We start from the raw sequence: 22,254 nt of genomic DNA, 5'->3' as shown, positions 1-22,254 counted from the left end.
ACTACTGATCCAGAAACGCCCGTGCCGCCCGTATGGCTTTCACGGCATACTCGCGCACGACCGGGCTGTCGGCGGGATTGCGCGGCACGGCCCAACCCATCGATGCAAAACGTCGCATCATGACAAACATTGGCAGCAGTGCTTCGGCGTCGTCAGGCAAGGGGCGCAGTTCGCGATACCCTGCGATGGCCGCATCGCGGATTGCGTCGGCCGCGGGTTCCTCTTCGTTCTGGGTCATCATAACGGCAAGGTCATACAGCCGAAAACCGAAGCCCGCGTCGTCAAAATCGATCAACGTCAGGTCGCCCTTGTGAATGAAGATGTTCTCGCGCAGGGCATCGGCGTGGATCAGACCAAAATCGGCGCCGTTTTCGGCAAAAGCGGTCGCCTTGTCATGCGCAACAGCGCGCGCACGCAAAACCAAAGCGCGTTCGTCTGCGGACAAGGCAGGGCTTTCCCAAAATCGACCCCAAAAGGGTTGATCACCCAACAGGCCGGGAATGTCCCATCTGTGTCGTGAAAACTTTGTTGGTAACGACAACTGGTCGGTCAGGTTGTGCAGCGTCGCGATTTCACGACCAACCCTGCGGTAAAGGGCGCAGTGCTGGTTTGCATCGCCGTCAAGCGGCACGCCACCTTCGCCGATCGGCTTGCCTTCGACCCATGTGATCATCGTGGCACATTGACCGTCGCCAAGGCGGACCACGGTGTCCCCGCTTGCCGTCGGAATCGGTGCGGGAACACGCATCCCGGCGCGGGCCAGGGCCGCCATCCAGTCAAGTTCGGACTGGATGGCAGCGGGGCTTTGATATCCGGGGCGGTGCAACCGCAATGCGGCCGAACGGCTATCCACGCGGACCTCGTGCACGATGTTCTCGCGGTCCTTGATCATGCGAATGTCCTGCGCGCGCCAGGCCTTCAATGCGTCTTGCAGCGCACTCATGCTGGAAGCGCCTTCAGTGTCGCGGACAGGGTTTCAACGAGCACATCAGCCTGCGCCTTGTCAAAGCACATGGGTGGACGGATCTTGATACCGTGATAGTGGCGTCCGACGCTGTGAAGCAGAACGCCTCTTTCGCGCATGCCTTCGACGGTTTGTGCACAGAACGCAGCGGCGGCTTGCGTATCGCCATCCTTTGCGAATTCTACCCCAAGGAACATGCCTGCCCCACGAATGTCGGCGATCATCGGGTGATCAAGCTCTTTCAGCAGCCCCAGGGTATAGTCGCCTGTGTCGCGGGCGTTCTCAACGAGCCCTTCGTCTTCCAAAACATCCAATACCGCCATTGCGGCAGCGGCTGAGACAGGGTTGCCGCCAAACGTGTTGAAATAGCCGAAACGGGTGCGAAATTCGGCCATGATCTCGGGTCGCGTGACGACCGCAGCGACGGGGTGGCCGTTGCCCATCGGTTTGCCCATCGTGACGATATCCGGGGCAAGTCCGATGCGGTCATGCCCCCAGAAATTCCTGCCGGTTCGGCCAAATCCGGGCTGCACTTCGTCTGCGATGATGACACCACCCGCCCGGCGCACGACTTCGACGGTCGGGTCAAGAAAGCCCTTGGGCAGGTCGGGAAAGCCTTCGTTGGCGAAGAAGGGGCAAAGGATCAGCGTGCCAAAGCCATGGCCCTCGGCTTCCAGCGCGTCGATTGCCTTCTGGATTTCGTCTGCGAAGGCCTGTGGTTGGGCGTCAACGCTGCCCCCCAATGGCGCGAGCGTATCTGGCGAAGGCACCTTCTTGACCCAGTCCACAGCCCCGCCGATGGGTGTTTTCTTGGCGGACAAATGCGAGACCAGATCTGTGTTGCCGTGATAGGTATTGTCCGTGCAGACAATGCCGGTTTTGCCAGTCACGGCGCGGCCCATGCGCAAGGCGATGTCATTGGCTTCGGACCCGGTGCACACCATAATCAGCGTTTCAAGGTCATGTTGCATCGTGTCTGTCAGACGTTCTGCATAGTCCAAAATCCCCTCATGCAGGTACCGCGTGTGCGTGTTCAGCGTGGCCGCTTGCCGGGTGATCGCCTCGACAACTTTCGGATGCGCGTGACCGACATGGGGCACGTTGTTATAGCAATCAAGAAAGCGGTGCCCATCGGCATCCCAAAGCCATGCGCCATCGCCCCGTACGATGTGCACAGGGTTGTCGTAGAACGTCGTCATGTTGGGACCAAGAAGGCGTGCTCGTCTCTTCAGAAGGGTGGCGATTTCCGGCATGTTGGGGCTCCGATGTGGGTCAGTCTTCGCTGACCGGGCCGCGAAGGGATTTGACCTGACCGCGACGTGTTTTGGTGTCAAGTCGGCGTTTCTTTGACCCAAGCGTGGGTTTGGTCGCGATGCGGCGCTTGGGTGTGACGAGTGCGCGCTGGATCATCTCGACCAACCGGTTCTGTGCGATCTCGCGGTTGCGCGCCTGACTGCGCGTTTCTTCAGCCCGGATCACGATTGCACCATCTTGGGTCCATTTGCGCCCGGCAATCCGTTTCAACCGCGCCTTGACCGGTTGCGACAAATGCGGCGATCGCGCTGCTTCAAAGCGCAGCTCAACTGCAGTTGCGACCTTGTTGACGTTCTGCCCCCCGGGCCCGGAGCTGCGCGTAAAGCTTTCACTCAGTTCCCAGTCTTGCAAGGTGATATCGTCAGTCACACGGATCATGGCGGCACCCTAGCGTTTCGGATCCGAAACGGGAATGCCTGATCTGAAAGAAAGAAAAGAACGAAAAAGGGCCGTCCGCTTTGGGACGACCCTTTCGAGAATTTAGGAGGTGGGGCCGGTTAGGCCGAAGCCAAAAAAGACCCGCGTGTCCTGCCGGGGGCTGCCCCGGAAAGTCGCGACCTAGATTGTCCCGGCACCTCGCTCCGTTGCCTCTCTTGACATGGACACCTCCTTTCTCGTTGTTGCTATATCTAGGAGGTTGCCACAGATTTTGCGTTTGTCAAAACTTTTCACGCAGTATTTTGTGAAAGTTTTCCAACGATGAGGCGAAACGGAATCAATGCCGCAAGCGCGAGACACAGTTTTACAAGCCAATCGGCAACCGCTAAAGACACCCAAAGTGGGACTTCGGGACCGGCACCCAGAAGCGGCAGAACCTCGCCGGCCCAACTGACATCATTGACGGGCTCCAGAAATGTCAGGCTGGTTGAAAAGGCAATCGTGAAGAAGATCGCCGTGTCCAGTGAGCCTCCGAAAAGGGTGCTGACGACAGGTGCGCGCCACCATTTCCCGGCGCGTAACCTGTCGAAAATCGCAACATCAAGGAGTTGCGCGGTCAAGAAGGCCAGCCCAGACCCAATAGCGATGCGCAGGGTCACGAGCGGTCCGAACTCGCCGATGATCTGTGTGCCGATGAAGCTGCAGATCACGCCAACGACGAAGCCGGCAAAAACGACTTTCCGCGCGGCGCCTGTGCCATAGAGGCGGTTTGTGATGTCGGTCACAAGGAACGCGAAGGGATAGGTGAACGCCCCCCAAGTCAGCCATTGGCCAAATAGAAACTGCACAAGGATGTTTGAGGCGACGACAATGGTCGCCATGGCGATCACGCCGGGAAGGATACGGGTCATTAGGTTGGTCCGTTTTAACAAGGTTGCGGAGACTTGGCCCCAAACGTCAGGGACGCGCCGCTGTTAGCGGATCATTGCCCCTTGTTCAAGCTTTCGGTTTTGCGGAAAGATCGGCTTGGCACGACATATTCCACAATCTCGGTCACTTGAAAGAACCTGAAGTTGTCGTCGGACACCATGGTCAGCCGCATGTTCCCGTCCTGGTCTTGCCAGACCGCCAATCCTTCAAGATTGTCGTGTGCCCCGACCGCGCTTCGCAATAGCTCGACCTCGTTTGTCAGACCGTCAGGCCCAAGGTCGAACCTCCGCACGCGGCTGGTGAAGCCAAGGATGCTGCTAAGATGACGCTCTAGCAGATATAGCCGTCCGTCCGGGCCAATGTCGGCCCCAACTGGCAAATAGGGTGGAGACCGTGGGATCGAAAACGGCTTTTCCCAAGCTGTCGCGCCGGCGCGCAGGCGATACACAGGGAACGGGGTCGTTTCGCGCCCACTGCGTTCGGGGATCGTGTAAAGGGTGCCGCTTGCATCTATGGCCAAAGCTTCCAGCGCCGAGTTGTTTTGCAAAGCTTTGAAGTCAGCGTGCTTTGGAAGGCTCTTACCGCTTTCTTGCGGGGCTTCGAAGCTCATCAACCGGTGTTTGGCTTCGAAGCTGACAAACATGCGGCCGTCAGGTGCCAGAGCCAGCCCTTCGCTGTCCGTCCAGAATCGTTTGAACGGTCGGTTCTTCGCGGATCTGAGAGGCAGAGGGCGGCTGGCCTCAATCGTGACGATGGCGCCTTCCTTGCGCGTCAATTTACCTTGCACGAAATAGGCGCGGTCAGTGATGGCGACAAAACCGGTGCCATCAGCGTTGACCTCAATGCCCGAAAAGCCCCCAAAATCTTCACCCTGCCCTTGCCACCTGGTGGCTGACACAAGTTTCGCCTCGGACACGGGTTGCGCGCCAAGGTCAACCGACAGCAGCGCGCCAAGCGCCCCTATCGCGAAGACAGAACGGAACCGCATTGCTTGGGAAGATCCTTTAGTGTCAGGGGGCCACGCGGTTTGGCGGGCTTGGACGGCTTGGGCGGTGCCGGCTTTGGATGCAGAATATCCTGCACCCATTTCTCGGCGTCCTTACACCCGTCGCCCGGTGGCGGCGGCGCTTGGTCAACGCACCCGCGCAGGCCCTTGGGGCATTTCAACCGCACATGGAAATGATAGTGATGACCCCACCATGGCCGGATTTTACGCAGCCATGTGCGATCCCCTTTTTCGCTTTTGCACATCTGCACCTTGGCGCCGGGAAAGACAAAGATACGTGCAACACGCCTGTCCTTTGCCGCGGCTTTCAGGATGGCATGATGGCTGCGCGACCATGCCTTGTTGACATAGGCCCCCTTTGCGCGCCGCATTGAGATCGACGAGATGTTTTCGCGGTCTGCAACGGACAGGTTCAGTCGGCTTGGTGGCAACATCCAGATGTCTGCATCCAACCCGATCTGGTGTGATCTGTGACCGCTCAACATCGGACCACCGCGTGGCTGGCTAAGGTCTCCGATATAGAGCCCATCCCATCCGGGTTGTCGTGCGGCCTTGCGTGACAGATCTTTCAGAAAGTCGATCAGGTCTGGGTGACCCCAGTTGCGATTGCGCGACAGGCGCATAGCTTGCCAGGTCGGTCCGGTTTCCGCCAGCTGTTCGCCACCTGCAAGACACCCTTTGGCGTAGGATCCGAAGGCCGCCGGTTTGTGCGCTGATCCCTCCCGCGCCGCGCCGAACAGCTCTTTTGCGGGACGATCCGCACGTGCCGTCCCGGTCGTTCCCAACAGCGCGATCAGTCCGAGCGCCACAAATGTGATCAGGTATTTTCTGAAGTTCGAGGTCATGTCCATTTTGCCTTTCACCGCTCACCTTGTGGTTTAACCCAAATCAACAGCACAAGTCCCAGTGCAAATAATCCGATAAGCGGGGACACGCCAAGGCGCGCGCTGCCGGTTACTGTCGTGAACCATGCGATCAGAGCCGGTGCCATGAAAGCGGTGGCGCGCCCGGACAACCCGTAAAGACCGAAGCTTTCGGTGGGTGCATCAAGATCCACATGCCGCACCATCATCGAGCGACTGGCGGATTGCAATGTGCCACCCATGCCGCCAATCAACATGCCGCACCCGAAAAAGAGGATATCGGGCAAATTCGAACCGGCGGCCAAGGGAATTCCAAAAAACGCGTCTCGCGACATGTTCACGATCACCAAACATACGGTCATAAGAACCAATACCGAGCCGATGATCACGGGCTTCGGACCGCGCTTTCCGTCGACCCGCCCACCAAGCCAGCTGAAGGCCGCCGCCGCTATGCCCGAGACGATGCCAAAGACGCCAATCAGAATAATCGGCCAGTTCAACACAAGGCTCGCATAGACCCCGCCGAACCCATAAAGGCCGTTTAGCGCATCGCGGTAGAACATCGAGCTGCCAAGATAGGCAGCGAGGCTTCGCTTGTGCCTTAGGCTGCGGATCGTGCGACCCAAAATCGCGAAGGCGCCTTTCAAACTGTGTTTGCTGCCGGGTTTGGGAACATCTTTCACCCAAAGTGCATAGGGGATCATGAACACGACGAACCACAGGGCGACGAACGGTCCGACGATGCGTGTGCCTTCTCGTGTGTCTGCATCCAAAAACCCCAGGCCTGGGGGCAGTCCGATCAATGTTTTGCCATTTGCCTGCTCGACAAACAGCACCAACATGATTGCCAAAGCGACCAAGCCGCCCACATAGCCAAAGGCGAAACCAGAGCCCGAGATCTCTCCGACCTCGTTTTGGTCGGCAAGGCTGGGAAGCTGCGAATTAGTGAACACCAATGCAAACTCAGCGCCGATGAACCCAACCCCGAAGGCAACCATCATTGCCCAGATGTTAGAGCCGTCAGGTTGCGTCCACCAAAGCGACCCCGCACCAATGACATAGAGCATGCCAAAGAAAGCGACCCACGGCCGAACGCGGCCCGCTGTGTCGGCCAATGCGCCCATGATCGGTGCGCCGAAACCGACGATTAGCCCAGCGGCTGCCAGCCCCCATGACCAAATGCTTTGGGCTTTGGCGTCTGCTGCAAGCTCTGGCAGGCCTTGCGACATGAAGAATTCGGTGGCGACGGCGGCAAAGAACGGGCCGAAGATGAAGGTTAGAAGCAGCGTGTGATAGGGTTGGCTGGCCCAGTCGAACCAATACCATCCCCAAATGCGTTTGCGCGCTGTTATCTCTGCCATGCCTGCTCCCTGTTTGATGTGATCAAATAGGGAAATCCACGCCTGAGCAAGTGGTGTCATTCATGGGGCGGCCACGGGCGCACGGCATCTGCATCGATCCACGACTGAACCCAAGGTGGCATTTCGGGGCGCGAACCTTCATATCCGAGGGCCTCGATCACGCGATCGGTCGCAACGATCCCATTGCGATCCGTCACTGCGGACCGATAGACGATCTGGTTCGCGCAGTCTTTTCCCAGCCACATGCTTTGTTCGACATAGATGAACCGGTCATCCCAGCCGACAACCCGGCTGCGCATTTCGACGCGCGTGAAGGTGCGGATACGCTTGCGGTATCGAACAGAGGCGCCCGCCATGGTCAAACCCCAGCGGTTCTTGATCAGCATCCGACTAAGCCCTGTGCGCCCGGCCAGCGGGATGCGCCCCAGATCATAAAGCGTCAAGGTCCGCCCGTTGTTCAACTCGCGCCACAGGTCAATGTCCCACGGCCAGCACCGGTGATGGCTGACATGGGTTCCTGTGACAGGCAGCTTGTCGACCCGCGCGTTCTTGATTAGCTCTTTGGTCATGCGGATAAACGGATACATGATGGCTCCTTCAGGTTGTGTCCGACCTGCCGCCAGACCTTGGAAACGTCAACCGGAACCACGCGTCACCCTTGCCCTGCGCGGCAACCTTGCCTAGATGGAACGGGCAACCCAGAAGGAGCTTTCATGCAGTCCCTGTTTCAAATCCTGATGCTGATCGTGGATATCGCCTGGTTCATTCTGATCGCGCATATCGTGATGTCTTGGCTGATCAATTTTCAGGTTCTGAACCTGCGGCAACACATCGTGGCGCAGATCTGGTATGGCCTTAACCGCTTGCTAGAGCCCGTTTATTCCCGCATCCGGGCCTTCCTGCCGGACATGGGGGGGCTTGACCTGGCGCCGTTGGTCGCTCTGGTTGCGCTTTATGCGATCCGGATTATTCTGATCAACAACGCGCAGGCCTTCTACTAAAGCCCCTTGTTCCTTGCGGTCGCGCATGGGATTGTGCCTCAAAACACCGAGCAGCACATCATGCCCCGCGATCTGGACCTTTTGAAATCCGTTTTCGGTTTCGATGAATTTCGCCCCGGACAGGCCGAAATTGTCGAGGCTGTGGCCCGTGGTGAAAATACCTTGGCCATCATGCCCACAGGCGGTGGCAAGTCGCTGTGTTTTCAACTGCCAGCCCTGATCCGCGATGGTGTAACGGTCGTGATCTCGCCTTTGATTGCCCTGATGCGCGATCAGGTGCGAGCGCTTCAGGCGGCGGGCGTGACGGCAGGCGCGCTGACCTCTGGCAACACGCAGGACGAAACCGATGCGGTGTTTGATGCCCTGTCGCGTGGTGATTTGAAGCTGCTCTACATGGCGCCCGAGCGGTTGGCGTCCGGCGGCACGCTGAACCTTTTGCGCAATGCTGGCGTCACGATGATCGCCGTGGATGAAGCTCACTGCGTCAGCCAGTGGGGCCACGATTTCCGCCCCGACTATCTGCGGATCGGAGAGCTTCGTCGCACGTTGGATGTGCCCTTGGCCGCCTTCACCGCGACGGCAGACGAAGAAACCCGTGCCGAAATCATCCAAAAACTGTTTGATGAGGCGACGCCACGCACTTTTCTTCATGGATTTGATCGACCCAACATACATCTGGCATTCTCTGCCAAGAACAATCCGCGCAATCAGATCCTGGCTTTCGCCGCTGCACGCAAAGGGCAGTCGGGAATTGTCTACTCCGCGACCCGCGCACGCACAGAAACGCTGGCAAAGGCGCTGCGTGACACTGGTCACGATGCGGTGCACTATCACGGTGGTATGGACCCCGAAGACCGGCGCGAGGTTGAACGGCAGTTTCAGCAAGAAGATGGGCTGATCGTTGTCGCGACCGTGGCCTTTGGCATGGGGGTCGACAAACCAGATATCCGGTGGGTCGCTCATTCCGATCTGCCCAAGTCAATCGAGGCTTATTATCAAGAGATTGGACGGGCAGGACGCGATGGGGCGCCTGCTGAAACCATGACGCTGTTTGGCGCGGATGATATTCGACTACGGCGATCGCAAATTGACGAAGGCCTTGCTCCGGCGGAGCGTAGAGGGGCGGACCACGGGCGTTTGAACGCGCTTTTGGGACTGGCCGAAGCGCATGGGTGCCGACGCCAGCAACTGTTGGGCTATTTCGGTGAAACAACGCAGCCCTGCGGGAATTGCGACCTGTGTGCAACGCCACCTGATCTGTTCGATGGAACGGTCGATGTCATGAAGGCATTGTCAGCAATACTTCGCACCGGTGAAAGCTTTGGGTCGGGGCACTTGATTGATGTTCTGCGTGGCAACCTGACGGACCGCATTCGCGACCGCGGCCATGATGGCCTGCCCACTTTTGGTGTCGGCAAGGACCACGACAAACGCATGTGGCAAGCCATTTTCAGGCAGATGCTGGGTCTTGATCTTGTGCGTCCTGACCCAGAACGTCACGGGGCGCTGAGGATTACGGAAAAGGCGCACCCGGTTTTGCGCGGTGAGGCGCAGGTTGAACTGCGCCGCGACACCCTTAGGGCACATGCGCACCGACCAGCTGCCAAAATGTTGGTGTCCGAAGAAGACGAGCCGCTCTTGTCCGCCCTCAAGGCCAAGCGACGCGCCCTGGCAGAGGCCGCACGCGTGCCGGCCTATGTCGTCTTCAACGACAAGACATTGATCGAGATGGCCGAAAAGCGGCCAGTGGATCTGGACCAAATGGCCGGGATCGGCGGTGTCGGAGCGAAGAAGCTTGAAAGCTATGGGCGGGCGTTTTTGGATGTCATCGCAGGCGCTGTGGCCGACATGCATCCGGCGCGGCGCAAACTTGCCGGTCGCGCCGCAGGCACCCTTTTTGACATGTTGCAAGCCACAGCTGGACAGCTTGCGCGAGGCGAGGATGGCGCAGGAAAATACATGACGCTGACGGCAACGACGCTGCGCCATATTGCCGAACGCAAACCTGCCACGATCGACGAGCTTGCCCGCGTGTCTGGTATGACGGCCTCGAAGTCAGAACGGTTCGGGCCTGCTTTTCTTGAAATTCTGACCGAGGGAAACTGATATGCTGGTTGTTGTATCTCCGGCCAAACGGCTGGATGAAACGGATGCTAAGTCAATGCAAGGAACCCAACCTGTATTTCAGGATCAGGCAAATACTCTTGCTGAAACTGCGCGTGGCTTGAAGAGCAAGGATCTGGAAAAGCTGATGCATATCTCGCCCGCATTGGGCGCGCTGAATGTCGCAAGATTTGCAGAATTCGGTACGGGCGCTGGTGAAAAGCCAGCGATCGAGATGTTCGCGGGCGATACCTATGCAGGCTTGGATGCGGCAAGCCTTGACGATGATGAATTGCGTTACGCGCAGGATCACCTGTGCATCTTGTCGGGGCTCTATGGGGTTTTGCGACCCATGGACCAGATCGCGCCGCACCGGCTTGAGATGGGGACGCGCATCAAGACGTCGCGCGGCAAGAACCTGTATGAGTTCTGGGGCGATCGCATCTCGCGTGAATTTATGGCGCGGGCGAAGTCGACGGGTAGCGACCTGCTGGTGAACTGCGCATCGGTGGAGTATTTCTCGGCGGTTGACCGACGCGCGTTGGACCTGCGGATCATCACGCCACAATTCCTTGAAATGAAGGCTGGCCAGCCGAAAGTGGTCAGTTTCTTTGCCAAGAAAGCGCGTGGTGCGCTTGCGCGGTTTATTGTCCAAAATCGCGTGCGGGACCCCGAGACCCTGAAATCGTTCGATCTGGGTGGTTACAAGTTTCAGCCATCTATGAGCGATGGTGATGACCTGGTTTTCCTGCGCGACGAAACCTAAGCCATAACTTCTGGCAGCGGGCACCGCGCATTATCGGGGCAATGGCCCAAAATCTGGTCGATGATTTCGGCTTTTCTGAGGGGCTTTGTCAGGTGTTCGTCCAGTCCGAACGCAAGGATCTCCTCGGCGTCTCCGGTCATGGCGTGTGCCGTCAGGGCGACAATTCGTGTCGGGGCGAGTCCTTGAACTTCTTCGAGGGCGCGAATGCGTCGGGTGGCTTCTTTTCCATCGACCTCGGGCATCGAGATGTCCATGAAAATAAGGTCGGGTTTGAACTCCAGAAATGCTTCGACCACTTCAAGGCCATTGTTTGCAAACTGCAGGTCTATATCGAGCGCTTTAACCAGCTTCGAGAACACCAGTTGGTTGGTCTTGTTGTCTTCCGCAGCAAGAATGCGCATCTGCCGGTTTGCTGAAGGCTCTTCCGTCTCTACGTCTGAAGTTGTGTCGTCGCAAATTCTGATCTCGTCGCGAGCACTCTCTTTTGGGGGGTCAATCTGGCGGATCATGTCAAAGATCGTGCTTCGGATCAGGGGAAGCTGCAGAACGCGTGTCGCGTGGGCGGCATCTTCACTATTTTGGGCGGAAGCACTGTGTTGGGAGGCCAGAAGAAAAACAGGGGCGTCGGAAACAGCGCTTTGGAGGGCCTCGATCAGCGATGTGCCGGAATGACTTTTTTCGGATGCGCAGGTGTGCTCGTCCACCATGATCAGATGAGCCTCACCGACGCTTGCGGGAAGGCTGTCCGCGCGATCCAGCAATGTGACCTCGAATCCGCAGGCTTGGAGGTGCTTTTCCAGAATGCGCTGATCAAGCCCGTCTTGCATCATCAGAATGGCGCGGCCCGGTGATTGTGGCAGCTTGGGCGGATCGACGTGTTCTTCGACCGGAAGCGTGACGTGAAAACCGAAACAGGAGCCTTCTCCTTGGCGGCTTTCCACCCAGATTTCACCTCCCATGAGCTTCACGAGTTGCTGGGTAATCGCCAAGCCCAGCCCTGTGCCTTCATATCTGCGGTTGCGTTCATCCTCGACTTGATTGAACTCACCGAAAATGTGGTCTTTCATGTCCTCCGCGATCCCGATGCCGCTGTCTTCGACCGTGATGTGAACCTTCTGCTCGTCGCTATTTTCCAGCGGAAGACCGATCGCACGGATCAGAACATGCCCCTCAGAGGTGAACTTGACGGCATTGCCGATCAGATTTGTCAGAATTTGTCGAATGCGAACGACATCGCCTTTAAACAATGTCGGCAGGAACAGATCGAAATCGATCGTGATCTGGATGGCTTTTTCCTGCACGGTAGGCAGAAGCAATGTGACCACATCCAGAATGGTTCTTTCCAGATCAAACGGTTCGGCGTGCAAGGTCAGCTTCGCCGCCTCGATTTTGGAGTAGTCCAGCACATCGTTGATTATGGTCAAAAGAGCTTCGCCAGATTGCCGGATCGTTTCTATGTAGAGGCGCTGTTCATCATTCAACTCACCTTCGGCCATAAGCTCAGCCATCGACACAACACCATTCATCGGCGTTCGAATCTCGTGGCTCATGTTTGCAAGGAATGCTGATTTCGCACGGTTGGCGGCTTCGGCGCGATGACGCGCCTGCTTCAGTTCCGTCTGATAGGTGATGGTTTCGGTGATGTTAAGTCCAAGGCTTACCATGTCCCCATCGCGTGAGCGACGATCGACCAACTTGATATGGGTGCCATCCCAAAGACGTAGCACCAAGGGGTCACGGCTGGGCGCGCGCCACCGATCCAGCATCATATCGCGCCAGGCCAGCGGGCGAAGGTCGCCGATATCGACAATACCTTCTTCGGTGACGATGTTCAGGATCTCGGGATAGTGGATGCCGGGGGCCACACATTTTAGCCCGTCGAAGGGTTCCAGATACGCGCTGTTGGCGGCGATCATCCGATCGCTTTGATCGAAGACAGCAAAACCATCTTCGATGGTTTCTAGCGAATCCCACAAGCGTCGCTTTGCAATCACGACTTCCTTGTTCGCTTTTTCCAGATCGGCGCGAACTTGGGAGTTCTCCCCCTTGATCTCTTCGACGACCTCGCGGGTCTCGATGATCTCGTCAGACAGCGTTAACGCATGTCTGGACAGCATTCGGTTTGCATCCTTCAGCTCGGCCTGTTTTTGGGCCAAAAGCTGTTCAGCGGCCATTCTGGCGCGCCTTTCCTGGGCAAGGATATCTTCAATTTTCATCCCCGGTTCTCCGAGTCGCCACGTTCTATGTGACTCAGCATCAGGGAACAGGGTGAACAGGGTCTTAACAGCAGAGCAGAAATGGGCCGGCCCAACAAAAAAGCCCCGGCGCTAGACCGGGGCTTTGCTGGATCCGTCGCTGGATCAGTCTTTTTTGTCTTCGTCTTCGTCGGCATCCTTGTCGTCGGCGTCCGGCAAGTTGAAGAAGCTTTCTGCGTCCGGCAGAGCCTCTTCTTTGTCGTCATCCGGCGCGCCCGACAGGGTGAAGGTCTCAAGCCCTTCAATGGCGCTGGGGATCTTGGGCTCTGTGTCCATCCCAAGGCTTTGCTCGGTCGACACCAGCTTGCGACGCTCGTCATCCGACATCACGCCGCCTTCCTTGGCTTTCTTGGCGGCGGCTTTCTGCACCGCAAGGTCCAGCTCGCTTTGCTTGCACAAGCCCAATGCCACCGGGTCGATCGGCTCCATGTTCCCGATGTTCCAGTGCGTGCGCTCACGGATCGACTGGATGGTCGGCTTGGTGGTGCCAACCAGTTTCGAGATTTGCGCATCGGCCAGTTCGGGGTGGAACTTCACCAGCCACAGGATCGAGTTCGGACGGTCCTGACGCTTGGACAGCGGAGTATAGCGCGGTCCACGGCGCTTTTCCTCGCCGGTCGCAGCCGCATAGAACTTTTGCTTCAACTTGTGCAGCGGGTCTTTCTCGGCTTTCTCGATCTCGCTGGCATCCAGTTGGTTGTTGGCCACGGGATCAAACCCTTTGACCCCGGTTGCCACATCGCCATCGGCGATGCCCTGAACTTCCAACTCGTGCAGGCCACAGAAATCGGCGATCTGCTTGAAGCTTAGTGTTGTGTTGTCCACCAGCCAAACGGCTGTGGCTTTTGCCATGATCAGTTTGCTCATCTGAACACTCCTTAGATATGACCCCGGATACAACTTTCCCGCGCCCTGGCTGGGCTGCCTGTGTCGCGTGGACTTTGTCAGGCCGGTTTCCGTTGTCGGGGAACTTGAGGCCTATATAAGGGGGAAGCGTTAAAGAGGAAAGACAAAATGCGGCAAGCCTTTTTTGGTGGCATTCTATGGCTCGCATCTGCGCTGGGCGTATGGGCTGATGGCGAGCAGGCGGGCGATTTTGACTATTATGTCCTGTCGCTGAGCTGGTCGCCCAACTGGTGCGCCGTCGAAGGCGACGTGCGCGGGTCCGAGCAATGTGACCGGGGCCGAGACCTTGGCTGGGTCGTGCATGGTCTGTGGCCGCAATATGAGCAGGGCTGGCCCAGCTATTGCCATACATCCGAGCGCCCGCCATCGCGCAGCCTGACCAACGCGCAGGCTGATATTTTCGGGGCTGGTGGGGCCGCTTGGTATCAATGGAAGAAACATGGCGTTTGCGCGGGGCTTGAGGCCAAGGAGTATTATGACCTCGTCCGGCGCGCCTACGGCATGGTGAATCGCCCCGAGGTGCTGCGAAAACTGACCAACCCCGTTCGTCTGCCAGCGTCCGTGGTGGAAGAGGCCTTCCTGCAAGCCAATCCCGATTGGCACTCCGACATGCTGACCATCACCTGCCGCGAAGGCCGCATCCAAGAGGCCCGCCTGTGCCTGACCCGCGATCTGGAGCCGAGGATTTGCGCCCGAGATGTCCGCCGGGATTGCAGGGCGCAGAAGGCGCTGTTGGACCCGGTGCGGTAGACAGTTATAGAGATCTAAATTTGCTTCCTTTGTTTACAGGCAGCAAAAACATACCGCTCGTCGCAATTTTGCGTTGGAGTACAATTTTATCCCAATGCCAAAAGATGGTGGCAGCCTGCTGCATGATGTTCTGCTTTTGAGTCGCCGGCGACAGATAAAAAACGAGAATACCGTTCTTAGTGATTGCGGATCGTTCCGCCTTGCTTTTCCCATTCTTCAAATCTTTGGATATGACAACCCAATCGTCTTCTTTGCCGAGTGCGTTGAAGTAATCGACATCGGGAATGGAAATTTCAAACTTGTCTCGTAGAGGAAGCGCTTGATGGTTGTCACCCTTGATCAGCTCGTTCAAGGCTCGGGCGACGGCGGGTGGCATGTTGTGGTCGAAAAGGACCTTCACCATGGATGTCTACCCCCCACGCTCATCGAGGCCCACCTCAAATGAGATCGCTTCTCGGACTAGAGAGAGCGGAATTTCGTAGATTTTGCTAAGGTACTTGGCGTTTCCAAATTGATCAAACTCTGACTTCAGAAGTGCCGAGGAGATGCCAAATTCGTCGAGAATTGGAGCGCCAAATTGACGTGTAGGATCTAGCAAGATGCCCTTGGTTTGTCGTGGTCGCCACCGGACTGGGCGATTGCCGTCATACTCAAGATCGACGAGCGACTGTTTGACAATTTCGGCAAAAACCTTTTGGCCAGCTTTAGTTTTTGACAGGCTTACGTATTCACCGTCTTGTTCTAACGCTTCCATCAATATTTCTTTTCCATCGGTTTGGAATCCGAGTGAGGAAAGAGGACGCGCAATGTCAAATTCCTTTTGGGCGAAGATGATCGCATACCGAATTGCTTGAAGTGAAACGCCAGCTCGACGGAATGCTCTAACAACCCGCACTTCAACAAGATCTGCAAAGCTCAGTTCAGTACTATCGTCCAAATCGTGATAATAAGCATGCCAAAGGGGTGTGTTGGGACCGCTCCCGCGCGTCCAGCGCAGGACATCCTGAGCACGCGCGCCGATTAGTCGAGCTGCTTCCTTAGGGGTGTAAACCCCATGACCAAGTACTTGCAAATCTAGAGGCACAATGATCTCCGCCTTGTTCTATTCACCATCTAAACTGATTTGGTTGCGAATGTGAATCCTCAAACCTCCAGCACAATCTTCCCAATATGCTCGCTCGTCTCCATCCGAGCATGAGCCTTGTGGGCATCCTCCAGTAGAAAGGTTTGGTCCATCACCGGGGCTACACGGCCAGCGTCAAGCAGTGGCCACACCTTTTCGGCCAACTCCTCGGCGATCCGCGCTTTCGCCAAATCGGACTGAGGGCGCAGGGTTGATCCGGTCACGGTCAGGCGTTTGGCCATGATCATGGCGAAGTTGATCTCGGCTTTCGGGCCGGACAGGAAGGCGATGTGGACCATGCGGCCCTCAATCGCCAAACATTTGATGTTACGCGCGATATAGTCGCCGCCCACCATGTCGAGGATCAGGTTGGGGCCGCCTTCAGGCTTCATCACCTCGACGAAATCCTCGGTCTTGTAGTTGATGGCGCGTTCAGCTCCCAGATCGAGGCAGACAGCGCATTTCTCGTCCGAGCCTGCGGTGGTGAACACCCGCGCGCCAAAGGCGTTGGCCAGTTGGATCGCGGTTGTGCCGATGCCAGAACTGCCGCCATGCACAAGGAAACGCTCGCCTGCCTGCAACCCGCCGCGCATGAACACGTTGGACCAGACCGTGAAGAAGGTTTCGGGCAGACAGGCGGCCTCTTTCATGCCCATGCCGTCGGGCACGCGCAGGGCGTGGGCGGCGGGGGTGGTGACGTATTCGGCATAGCCGCCACCGGGCAGAAGGGCGCAGACCTTGTCGCCGACGGCCCATTGGGTCACGCCTTCGCCCAGCGCGACCACCTCGCCTGACGCTTCAAGGCCGGGCAGGGGGCTGGCGGTTGGGGGCGGTGCGTATGATCCTGCCCGTTGTAGCGCATCCGGGCGGTTGACGCCCGCAAAGGCCACGCGGATCAGGATGTCACCGGGGCCGGGTGTCGGGATCGGCTGGTCTGACAATTGCAGAACCTCGGGCCCGCCGGGTTCCGTGATCTCGATTGCGCGCATGGTTTCAGTCATTCTTTGCCCCTGTGTCTTCCGGTTCCCAACGTCCCGGGTAATTCGGATTGGGTCCCCCCGGCGCCTTGATCGTGTCAAGGATCTTGCCCGGCCCGGACATGAACGCCTTGTAAAGCGCGCTGTCGCGGGCTTGGCCCTTGATTTTCTCAATCTGCATCACATCGTCAATACGACGATCCAGAAAGGCCCATGTGGCCTCGTTCCCTTCGCTGTCATCGCCGAGCCAGAACAGCACGACGGACGAATAGACCGCCGACAGCGTGGCGCGTTTGGTATACCAGTTCAGATCGGTCGAGCTGTCGCCCAATGTTTCCCAAATCAAGCCGCAAGTCGCCCACAGCGCTGCGGCCCCGTCTCCGGCGTTCTGTGGAAGGGCGAAGAATGTCATGCCCCTGCGCACCAATTCCTTGTCCGCGACCTCAAGCCGATACCGCACGCCCGCCGCGATCCGGTCGCGAAACCGCATACCGTCCAAATCCGCGGCATTCAGCCGGGCCACCATGTCGGCATCCCCCTTACGGTGATAGGCCAGCGCCAGATCCAGCGCGCCACGAGGGAACATGGCGCGGGCGTCGGCTTCGGACATGTCGCAATCCTGCGCGGCGGCGATCAGAGTCGCGTCGCTCCACCCGTCAAACGGAACATGCGCGATGGCGGCTTCGAGCATCTTTTCTTTGTCGGTCATGGTGCGTTCCTCGCAAATAAGGGTGAACTGGACAAAAGCGGCAAGGGCTGCTAGACGGGCGCTTCCTGCAATTCTGCAAACTCTAACTTAGAAAGGTGGTGACAACCACATGCAGGTTTCGGTACGCGATAACAACGTAGACCAAGCGCTTCGTGCGCTGAAGAAGAAACTTCAGCGTGAAGGTGTCTTCCGCGAGATGAAGCTTCGGCAACATTTCGAGAAGCCCTCCGAGAAAAAAGCTCGCGAAAAAGCGGAAGCGATTCGCCGTCAGCGCAAGCTGGCTCGGAAGAAAGCACAACGCGAAGGTATGATGTAAATCATCCCCAAGCGACCCGGTGAGTGGGTTGTCAACCGCTCGCCAAAAACGACCCCCGCAGCATCCGCTTCGGGGGTTTGTTTTTTTGGTGGGGATTAATTCGCCGTCCGCCAAGCATCCAGAATGTAGCGGCTGGTCATCAGGTCCAAATGTGCGCCGCCACCGTTCTTATAAAGCGTGATGTCGTCAGGCTGGCGCGTGAATACGCCGTGTTTGTGGTCATAAAGGTCGCCCACAACGTCGCCCTGCTTGATCACGCCACGCGCGAGCGGGTCTTTGAATTCGCCAATATGATCCAGAACGGTATCACGGCTGTCCATGAACAGACGTGCGCGGGTCAGGGCGGTATCGTCGGCCTCGCGCATGTCCGCGCGATAAGCGCCGATCAGGTCCAGATGTTGTCCGGGGCGCAGCCAGTCGCCCTTGATCAGCGGGTCCGTGGTCATGGTGGCTGAAGTGATGATGTCCGCCTGCGCGACACCCTCTTCCAGCGAGGCGATCGTCTCTGTCTTGTCGCAATTGTCAGCGAAGCGCGTGGCCCCGTCAGGGCTGCGGTTCCAGATCAGAAAACGCGCTTGTGGGAATAAAGCACCGTAGGCTTCGCGCAGGTTTCGCCCGACCGTGCCTGCGCCGACGATCAGGATCACCTTGCTGTCGGGACGTGCCAAAAGCCGCGCGCCCAACACGCTGTCTCCAGCGGTTTTCCATTTGGTGACCAAGTGAAAATCGACGATGGCATCCAGCAGTCCTGTGACGTCGTCATACAGGTTCACTGCACCGTGGATCATCGGCTCGCCCCGCCCCGGATTGCCAGGCATGATGTTGGCGGTCTTCACGGCAATCCCCAGCCCGTCGATCCACGCGGATCGGGTCAGCATCGTGTCCTCGCCACGATACAGGAACGTGTCGCCGATTTCAGCCTTTGAGCGGGTATGGCCTTGGATCAATGCATCGGTCAGCGCGCGCCAATCCAACAGCGTTTCGGCGTCGAGCGGGATCATGTCTGGGGTCATAGGTCCGCCTTGTCGATCAGGCCAAGTGCGATCAGATGATCGGACCAAACCTCTGGCCCGGAGAAGTGATGGGTTTGCCAGCCGCGCCCGGCTGCGGCGGTGATATTGTCGGCGCGATCGTCAACAAACAAAAGACCATCTGGGGCGACGCCGCAATCGGCCTCGACCATCTCGTAAATCTGTGCCTCGGGTTTGATCACGCCCATATGGCCCGAGATATAAGGGCGGTCGAAATCGGACAGGAAATCGAATTTTGCCTTTGCCAGATCAAAGGTCTCTCGTCCGAAATTGGACAGGGCAAATACGGGCACACCGCGTGCCTTCAACGCGCGGAGTGTTTTGACAGACAGATCAATGGCAGGCTGCGCCATGTCCAGCCAACGGTCATGCCACAACTGGATTTCCGCGCGAAACTCCGGATAGGCTTCGGCGGTGTCATAGATGATCTGTCGAAACCCCTCGCCGCGATCCACCCGATCATTCATCGCGTGAAGGTCGACGGTATCGAACATTTGCCGACGGCGCTCGGGTCCGATCCACTCGTCATACAGGTCTTCGGGCTGCCAGCGGATCAGGACATTCCCGATGTCGAAGACTACGGCGTCGGGTTTGGGGGATTGGGGTCGGTTTAAGTTCATACCCGAACCCTATCCCAGTCGCCCGGCTTTGCAAGTCAGATGCTCAGGCGCGGCCCGCGCGTCCGTGGAAATCGACGACAGTTGCAAGATCTTCGGGGGACGTATCTGCTGATACGCAAGCGTGTGCGTTGGCGGCATGGTTGAAGATCGACCCATCTGAGAAGAAGCTTGATCCGGTGACAAAGACGACCCGCGCATCTGGCAGGCGAAAAGCGACGAAGTCAGCAATCGCCAGACCTTTTCCGTCTTCGAAATCGGTATTTATCACCACCACGTCAAAGTGGTTTTCGTTCAGTGTCGTTGTGGCGTCTGCGCCTGAATGAGCACATGAAACAACTGCCCCTTGTCGTGACAAGTGGCTGGACCAGACATGCGCCAAACCTGGACTGGCTTCTACGATCAGAACCCTCATTTTTGCTCTCCAACTTGCATGATGACATGCGCAGATGTGATTTCCTATCGGTAAGCGCAGTTAGGGTTAAGGGGAAACTTGGCGTCTGTGCATCCATCGAATTGGCGTCGGTGGCGCAATTGGCTTGGATTCGGCAAATGCCATTGTCTTTTTCGTGGTTTTCCGTTTCAACCCCAAGCAGGAAAAGGGAGCGCGCGATGACCACCTGGATTACGATTTGCGATACTTGTAAACGCGAAGATTGGGATGCAATCCGCTCCCCTTTGACTGATGGCGAGGTTCTGGCCGCCCTGATCGAGGCCCGCGCCGATGGATCCGAGGTCCGGACACGGCGCGTGTCGTGCCTGATGGGGTGTGACAACAGCTGTAACGTTGCCATTCAGGCTGAAGGCAAACTGGCCTATACATTGGGCAAATTCGACCCAACGGTCGAGGCCGCGCAGGGCGTCGTGGATTACGCCAAGGCACATGCCAACAGTGCCTCAGGTCAGGTGCCTTACCGCGAATGGCCGCAGGCGGTGAAAGGCCATTTCGTAACCCGCCACATGCCGTTACCCGACGACGAATGACGCAGCGCCAACACATACGCGACCATGGTGGTGGGTTGGATGCCGCCATCGCCACATATGGCGGACAGCGTGACCGTTGGCTTGACCTGTCTACGGGTATCAACCCTATGGCTTACCCGATTGGTGACATCTCACCCAATGCGTGGACGGCCTTGCCGGACCAAGCAGCGTTTTCTCGACTCGAAGCCGCGGCGCGCGCGTTTTGGACTGTGCCTGAAGGCGCGGCTGTTCTTGCCGCACCCGGGGCCTCGTCGTTGATCGCGCGTGTGCCGACGTTGCAGTCAGTGGGGCGTGTCGTGATTTCTGGCCCAACCTACAATGAACACGCCGCCGCTTTTCGTGCGCAGGGGTGGCATGTCGATGAAGCTGGCGTAGGTGATGCGCGCGTGATCGTTCACCCCAACAATCCTGATGGGCATTTCTGGCGCGACCCATCGTATGACCAAGCCCTTAGTGTGATTGATGAAAGCTTTTGTGATGTCGAACCAGCTGCCAGCCTGATCGCCGCAGCGACGCGGCCCGGTGTGATCGTTCTGAAAAGCTTTGGTAAGTTCTGGGGGCTTGCAGGGGTGCGGCTTGGCTTTGCTGTAGGTGACCCGCTTCTGATCGACAAGCTGCGCGAGGCTATCGGCCCGTGGCAGGTGTCTGGGCCGGCGTTGGAAATCGGGGCGCGGGCGCTGTCCGATCAATCGTGGGCCACTTCGACCCGGCAACGGCTTGGGCGCGACGCCGCACGGCTTGACGCGCTGGTCACCGCTAAAGGCGCCAAGCTGGTCGGCGGCACGACCTTGTTTCGGCTCTATGACGTGGGCGACGCGGTGGCGTGGCAGGATCGGTTTGCACGCGGTCAGGTCTGGTCGCGCATCTTCCCGTATTCAGATCGCTGGTTGCGGCTGGGTCTGCCCGCGTCTGATCGTTGGGATCAGGTGGAGGCCGCGCTATGAGCTTGGCCGGTAGCCTTGCGCTCGCAATGATCCTTGATGCGCTTTTGGGCGAACCTGCTTGGCTTTGGAAACGGGTTCCGCATCCTGCTGTCCTGATGGGCCGCGCGGTTGGCTGGCTGGACGAGACCTTCAATGAAGGGGCCAACCGATTTGCCAAGGGTGCGGTTGGCGTGCTGGCCTTCTGCGTCATTGCTGCTGCGCTGGGCTGGGTCATTTCTGATCTGCCCATGGGCGGGTTATTCGAGATCCTCATCGCAGCCATCCTGCTGGCACAACGGTCCCTGTCGGACCATGTTCAGGCCGTTGCCGATGGGCTGCGCGGCTCTGTTTCTGCAGGGCGCGCCTCGGTCGCCATGATCGTGGGGCGGGATACGTCGGACATGAACGGCGCAGCAGTTTCACGAAGCGCGATCGAAAGCGCTGCTGAGAATTTTTCAGACGGGGTCGTTGCGCCTGTTTTCTGGTTCCTTGTTGCAGGACTGCCCGGCTTGTTCGTCTACAAATTGGTGAACACCGCTGACAGCATGATCGGCTATCGAACGCCACGCCACGAGGCGTTTGGCAAGTTCGCAGCCCGTCTTGATGATGCGATGAACTGGATTCCGGCGCGCGCGACGGCCTTGCTTTTCATTGCGAGCAAACGCGGTTGGGGTGCCTTGCCTTTGATCCGCCGAGACGCCCCATTGCATCGTTCCCCGAACGCCGGATGGCCCGAGGCCGCGATGGCCGCAACCCTGGATGTCGCACTGTCCGGCCCCCGGTCTTATGAGGGTCGTCTGCAGGACTTTCCATGGGTAAACGGCAAAGGCGCACGCGACATCGGCGCGAAGGAAATCGACCAATCCGTTGATATGCTGTGGTCCGGCTGGTGGTTGCTCTTGGGGTTTGTAATCCTTCTTGCGGTTGCCACGTGACACCAGTCAGGTAACCTGTGCTCTGGTTACCGTTCTGGGGGA

Annotated in this window: 25 protein-coding genes; 8 read left to right on the top strand and 17 right to left on the bottom strand. The window is 58.0% G+C overall.

All coding sequences use genetic code 11. The features are described 5' to 3' along the window. Position 1: 1 nt before the first annotated feature. From ACXYMP_RS00570 to ACXYMP_RS00535, 8 genes are all read right to left on the bottom strand, one after another. Positions 2-943: a phosphotransferase enzyme family protein gene (locus tag ACXYMP_RS00570; RefSeq protein ID WP_458903674.1), complete on the bottom strand. Its 942-nt coding sequence runs from the start codon at positions 941-943 to the stop codon at positions 2-4. Next, positions 940-2,217 carry an aspartate aminotransferase family protein gene (locus ACXYMP_RS00565; protein WP_458903672.1) on the bottom strand — a complete coding sequence of 426 codons (1,278 nt, stop codon included), beginning with the start codon at positions 2,215-2,217 and terminating at the stop codon, positions 940-942. The genes ACXYMP_RS00570 and ACXYMP_RS00565 overlap by 4 nt, the downstream gene beginning before the upstream one ends. 19 nt (positions 2,218-2,236) lie before the next feature. Further along, positions 2,237-2,656 (bottom strand): alternative ribosome rescue aminoacyl-tRNA hydrolase ArfB, encoded by a 420-nt coding sequence (arfB, locus tag ACXYMP_RS00560; RefSeq protein WP_298570653.1) that lies wholly within the window; start codon positions 2,654-2,656, stop codon positions 2,237-2,239. Between the two features lie 290 nt (positions 2,657-2,946). Continuing rightward, positions 2,947-3,567 carry a queuosine precursor transporter gene (locus ACXYMP_RS00555; protein WP_458903670.1) on the bottom strand — a complete coding sequence of 207 codons (621 nt, stop codon included), beginning with the start codon at positions 3,565-3,567 and terminating at the stop codon, positions 2,947-2,949. A 71-nt stretch (positions 3,568-3,638) separates the two neighbouring features. Further along, complete coding sequence (locus tag ACXYMP_RS00550) at positions 3,639-4,574, bottom strand: esterase-like activity of phytase family protein (protein WP_458903668.1); 936 nt, start codon at positions 4,572-4,574, stop codon at positions 3,639-3,641. Further along, positions 4,547-5,437: a penicillin-insensitive murein endopeptidase gene (gene mepA / locus ACXYMP_RS00545; protein ID WP_298570859.1), complete on the bottom strand. Its 891-nt coding sequence runs from the start codon at positions 5,435-5,437 to the stop codon at positions 4,547-4,549. Before mepA ends, ACXYMP_RS00550 begins: the two co-directional genes overlap by 28 nt. Positions 5,438-5,451: 14 nt before the next feature. Next, on the bottom strand, positions 5,452-6,816 hold the full coding sequence (locus tag ACXYMP_RS00540) for an MFS transporter (protein WP_458903666.1): 1,365 nt from the start codon (positions 6,814-6,816) through the stop codon (positions 5,452-5,454). A gap of 56 nt (positions 6,817-6,872) precedes the next feature. Further along, positions 6,873-7,403 carry an acyl-CoA thioesterase gene (locus ACXYMP_RS00535; protein WP_298570661.1) on the bottom strand — a complete coding sequence of 177 codons (531 nt, stop codon included), beginning with the start codon at positions 7,401-7,403 and terminating at the stop codon, positions 6,873-6,875. 126 nt (positions 7,404-7,529) lie between these two features. Here ACXYMP_RS00535 and ACXYMP_RS00530 point away from each other — a divergent pair, with 126 nt between their 5' ends. From ACXYMP_RS00530 to yaaA, 3 genes are read left to right on the top strand one after another with little or no spacing between them, the layout of a single operon-like run. Then, positions 7,530-7,817 (top strand): YggT family protein, encoded by a 288-nt coding sequence (locus ACXYMP_RS00530; RefSeq protein WP_298570663.1) that lies wholly within the window; start codon positions 7,530-7,532, stop codon positions 7,815-7,817. 60 nt (positions 7,818-7,877) lie between these two features. Then, entirely contained in the window at positions 7,878-9,923 is a 2,046-nt protein-coding gene (recQ, locus tag ACXYMP_RS00525) for a DNA helicase RecQ (protein WP_458903663.1), read from the top strand. 1 nt (position 9,924) lies between these two features. After that, entirely contained in the window at positions 9,925-10,686 is a 762-nt protein-coding gene (gene yaaA / locus ACXYMP_RS00520) for a peroxide stress protein YaaA (RefSeq protein WP_298570667.1), read from the top strand. On the opposite strand, the gene ACXYMP_RS00515 is transcribed toward yaaA, so the two are convergent. Continuing rightward, on the bottom strand, positions 10,683-12,860 hold the full coding sequence (locus ACXYMP_RS00515; protein WP_458903661.1) for an ATP-binding protein: 2,178 nt from the start codon (positions 12,858-12,860) through the stop codon (positions 10,683-10,685). The genes yaaA and ACXYMP_RS00515 overlap by 4 nt on opposite strands. Positions 12,861-13,046: 186 nt before the next feature. Next, the gene (locus ACXYMP_RS00510) at positions 13,047-13,808 is read right to left on the bottom strand and encodes a DUF1013 domain-containing protein (RefSeq protein WP_298570671.1); all 762 of its coding nucleotides are present in this window, start codon (positions 13,806-13,808) and stop codon (positions 13,047-13,049) included. A 147-nt stretch (positions 13,809-13,955) separates the two neighbouring features. On the opposite strand from ACXYMP_RS00510, the gene ACXYMP_RS00505 reads away from it, so the two are divergent. Then, positions 13,956-14,597 carry a ribonuclease T2 family protein gene (locus tag ACXYMP_RS00505; RefSeq protein WP_458903658.1) on the top strand — a complete coding sequence of 214 codons (642 nt, stop codon included), beginning with the start codon at positions 13,956-13,958 and terminating at the stop codon, positions 14,595-14,597. A 4-nt stretch (positions 14,598-14,601) separates the two neighbouring features. On the opposite strand, the gene ACXYMP_RS00500 is transcribed toward ACXYMP_RS00505, so the two are convergent. From ACXYMP_RS00500 to ACXYMP_RS00485, 4 genes are read right to left on the bottom strand one after another with little or no spacing between them, the layout of a single operon-like run. Further along, on the bottom strand, positions 14,602-15,000 hold the full coding sequence (locus ACXYMP_RS00500; protein ID WP_458903657.1) for a PIN-like domain-containing protein: 399 nt from the start codon (positions 14,998-15,000) through the stop codon (positions 14,602-14,604). Positions 15,001-15,006: 6 nt separating this feature from the next. After that, positions 15,007-15,681: a hypothetical protein gene (locus tag ACXYMP_RS00495; protein ID WP_458903655.1), complete on the bottom strand. Its 675-nt coding sequence runs from the start codon at positions 15,679-15,681 to the stop codon at positions 15,007-15,009. Between the two features lie 59 nt (positions 15,682-15,740). Then, on the bottom strand, positions 15,741-16,721 hold the full coding sequence (locus tag ACXYMP_RS00490) for an NAD(P)H-quinone oxidoreductase (protein ID WP_458903653.1): 981 nt from the start codon (positions 16,719-16,721) through the stop codon (positions 15,741-15,743). Beyond that, on the bottom strand, positions 16,714-17,406 hold the full coding sequence (locus ACXYMP_RS00485; protein ID WP_458903651.1) for a COQ9 family protein: 693 nt from the start codon (positions 17,404-17,406) through the stop codon (positions 16,714-16,716). Before ACXYMP_RS00485 ends, ACXYMP_RS00490 begins: the two co-directional genes overlap by 8 nt. Positions 17,407-17,515: 109 nt before the next feature. On the opposite strand from ACXYMP_RS00485, the gene rpsU reads away from it, so the two are divergent. Then, positions 17,516-17,722 carry a 30S ribosomal protein S21 gene (rpsU, locus tag ACXYMP_RS00480; RefSeq protein WP_091427324.1) on the top strand — a complete coding sequence of 69 codons (207 nt, stop codon included), beginning with the start codon at positions 17,516-17,518 and terminating at the stop codon, positions 17,720-17,722. Positions 17,723-17,817: 95 nt separating this feature from the next. Here rpsU and ACXYMP_RS00475 read toward each other — a convergent pair whose 3' ends face one another. From ACXYMP_RS00475 to ACXYMP_RS00465, 3 genes are read right to left on the bottom strand one after another with little or no spacing between them, the layout of a single operon-like run. Continuing rightward, positions 17,818-18,735 (bottom strand): ornithine cyclodeaminase family protein, encoded by a 918-nt coding sequence (locus tag ACXYMP_RS00475; RefSeq protein WP_458903648.1) that lies wholly within the window; start codon positions 18,733-18,735, stop codon positions 17,818-17,820. Next, complete coding sequence (locus ACXYMP_RS00470) at positions 18,732-19,373, bottom strand: HAD family hydrolase (RefSeq protein WP_458903646.1); 642 nt, start codon at positions 19,371-19,373, stop codon at positions 18,732-18,734. The genes ACXYMP_RS00475 and ACXYMP_RS00470 overlap by 4 nt, the downstream gene beginning before the upstream one ends. A gap of 43 nt (positions 19,374-19,416) precedes the next feature. Next, complete coding sequence (locus tag ACXYMP_RS00465; RefSeq protein ID WP_458903644.1) at positions 19,417-19,785, bottom strand: response regulator; 369 nt, start codon at positions 19,783-19,785, stop codon at positions 19,417-19,419. 197 nt (positions 19,786-19,982) lie between these two features. Here ACXYMP_RS00465 and ACXYMP_RS00460 point away from each other — a divergent pair, with 197 nt between their 5' ends. Genes ACXYMP_RS00460 through cbiB form a run of 3 tightly spaced genes read left to right on the top strand, consistent with a single transcriptional unit; the run spans position 19,983 to position 22,212 of the window. Continuing rightward, positions 19,983-20,354 carry a DUF1636 domain-containing protein gene (locus ACXYMP_RS00460; RefSeq protein ID WP_298570687.1) on the top strand — a complete coding sequence of 124 codons (372 nt, stop codon included), beginning with the start codon at positions 19,983-19,985 and terminating at the stop codon, positions 20,352-20,354. Beyond that, on the top strand, positions 20,351-21,298 hold the full coding sequence (locus ACXYMP_RS00455; RefSeq protein WP_458903642.1) for a threonine-phosphate decarboxylase: 948 nt from the start codon (positions 20,351-20,353) through the stop codon (positions 21,296-21,298). Before ACXYMP_RS00460 ends, ACXYMP_RS00455 begins: the two co-directional genes overlap by 4 nt. Then, complete coding sequence (gene cbiB, locus ACXYMP_RS00450; protein ID WP_458903640.1) at positions 21,295-22,212, top strand: adenosylcobinamide-phosphate synthase CbiB; 918 nt, start codon at positions 21,295-21,297, stop codon at positions 22,210-22,212. Before ACXYMP_RS00455 ends, cbiB begins: the two co-directional genes overlap by 4 nt. Positions 22,213-22,254 lie beyond the last annotated feature (42 nt).

The organism is Aliiroseovarius sp. CAU 1755, assembly GCF_054482655.1.
The sequence above is the reverse complement of the archived record's forward strand: the minus strand, read 5'-3'. Positions and strand labels throughout refer to the sequence as shown.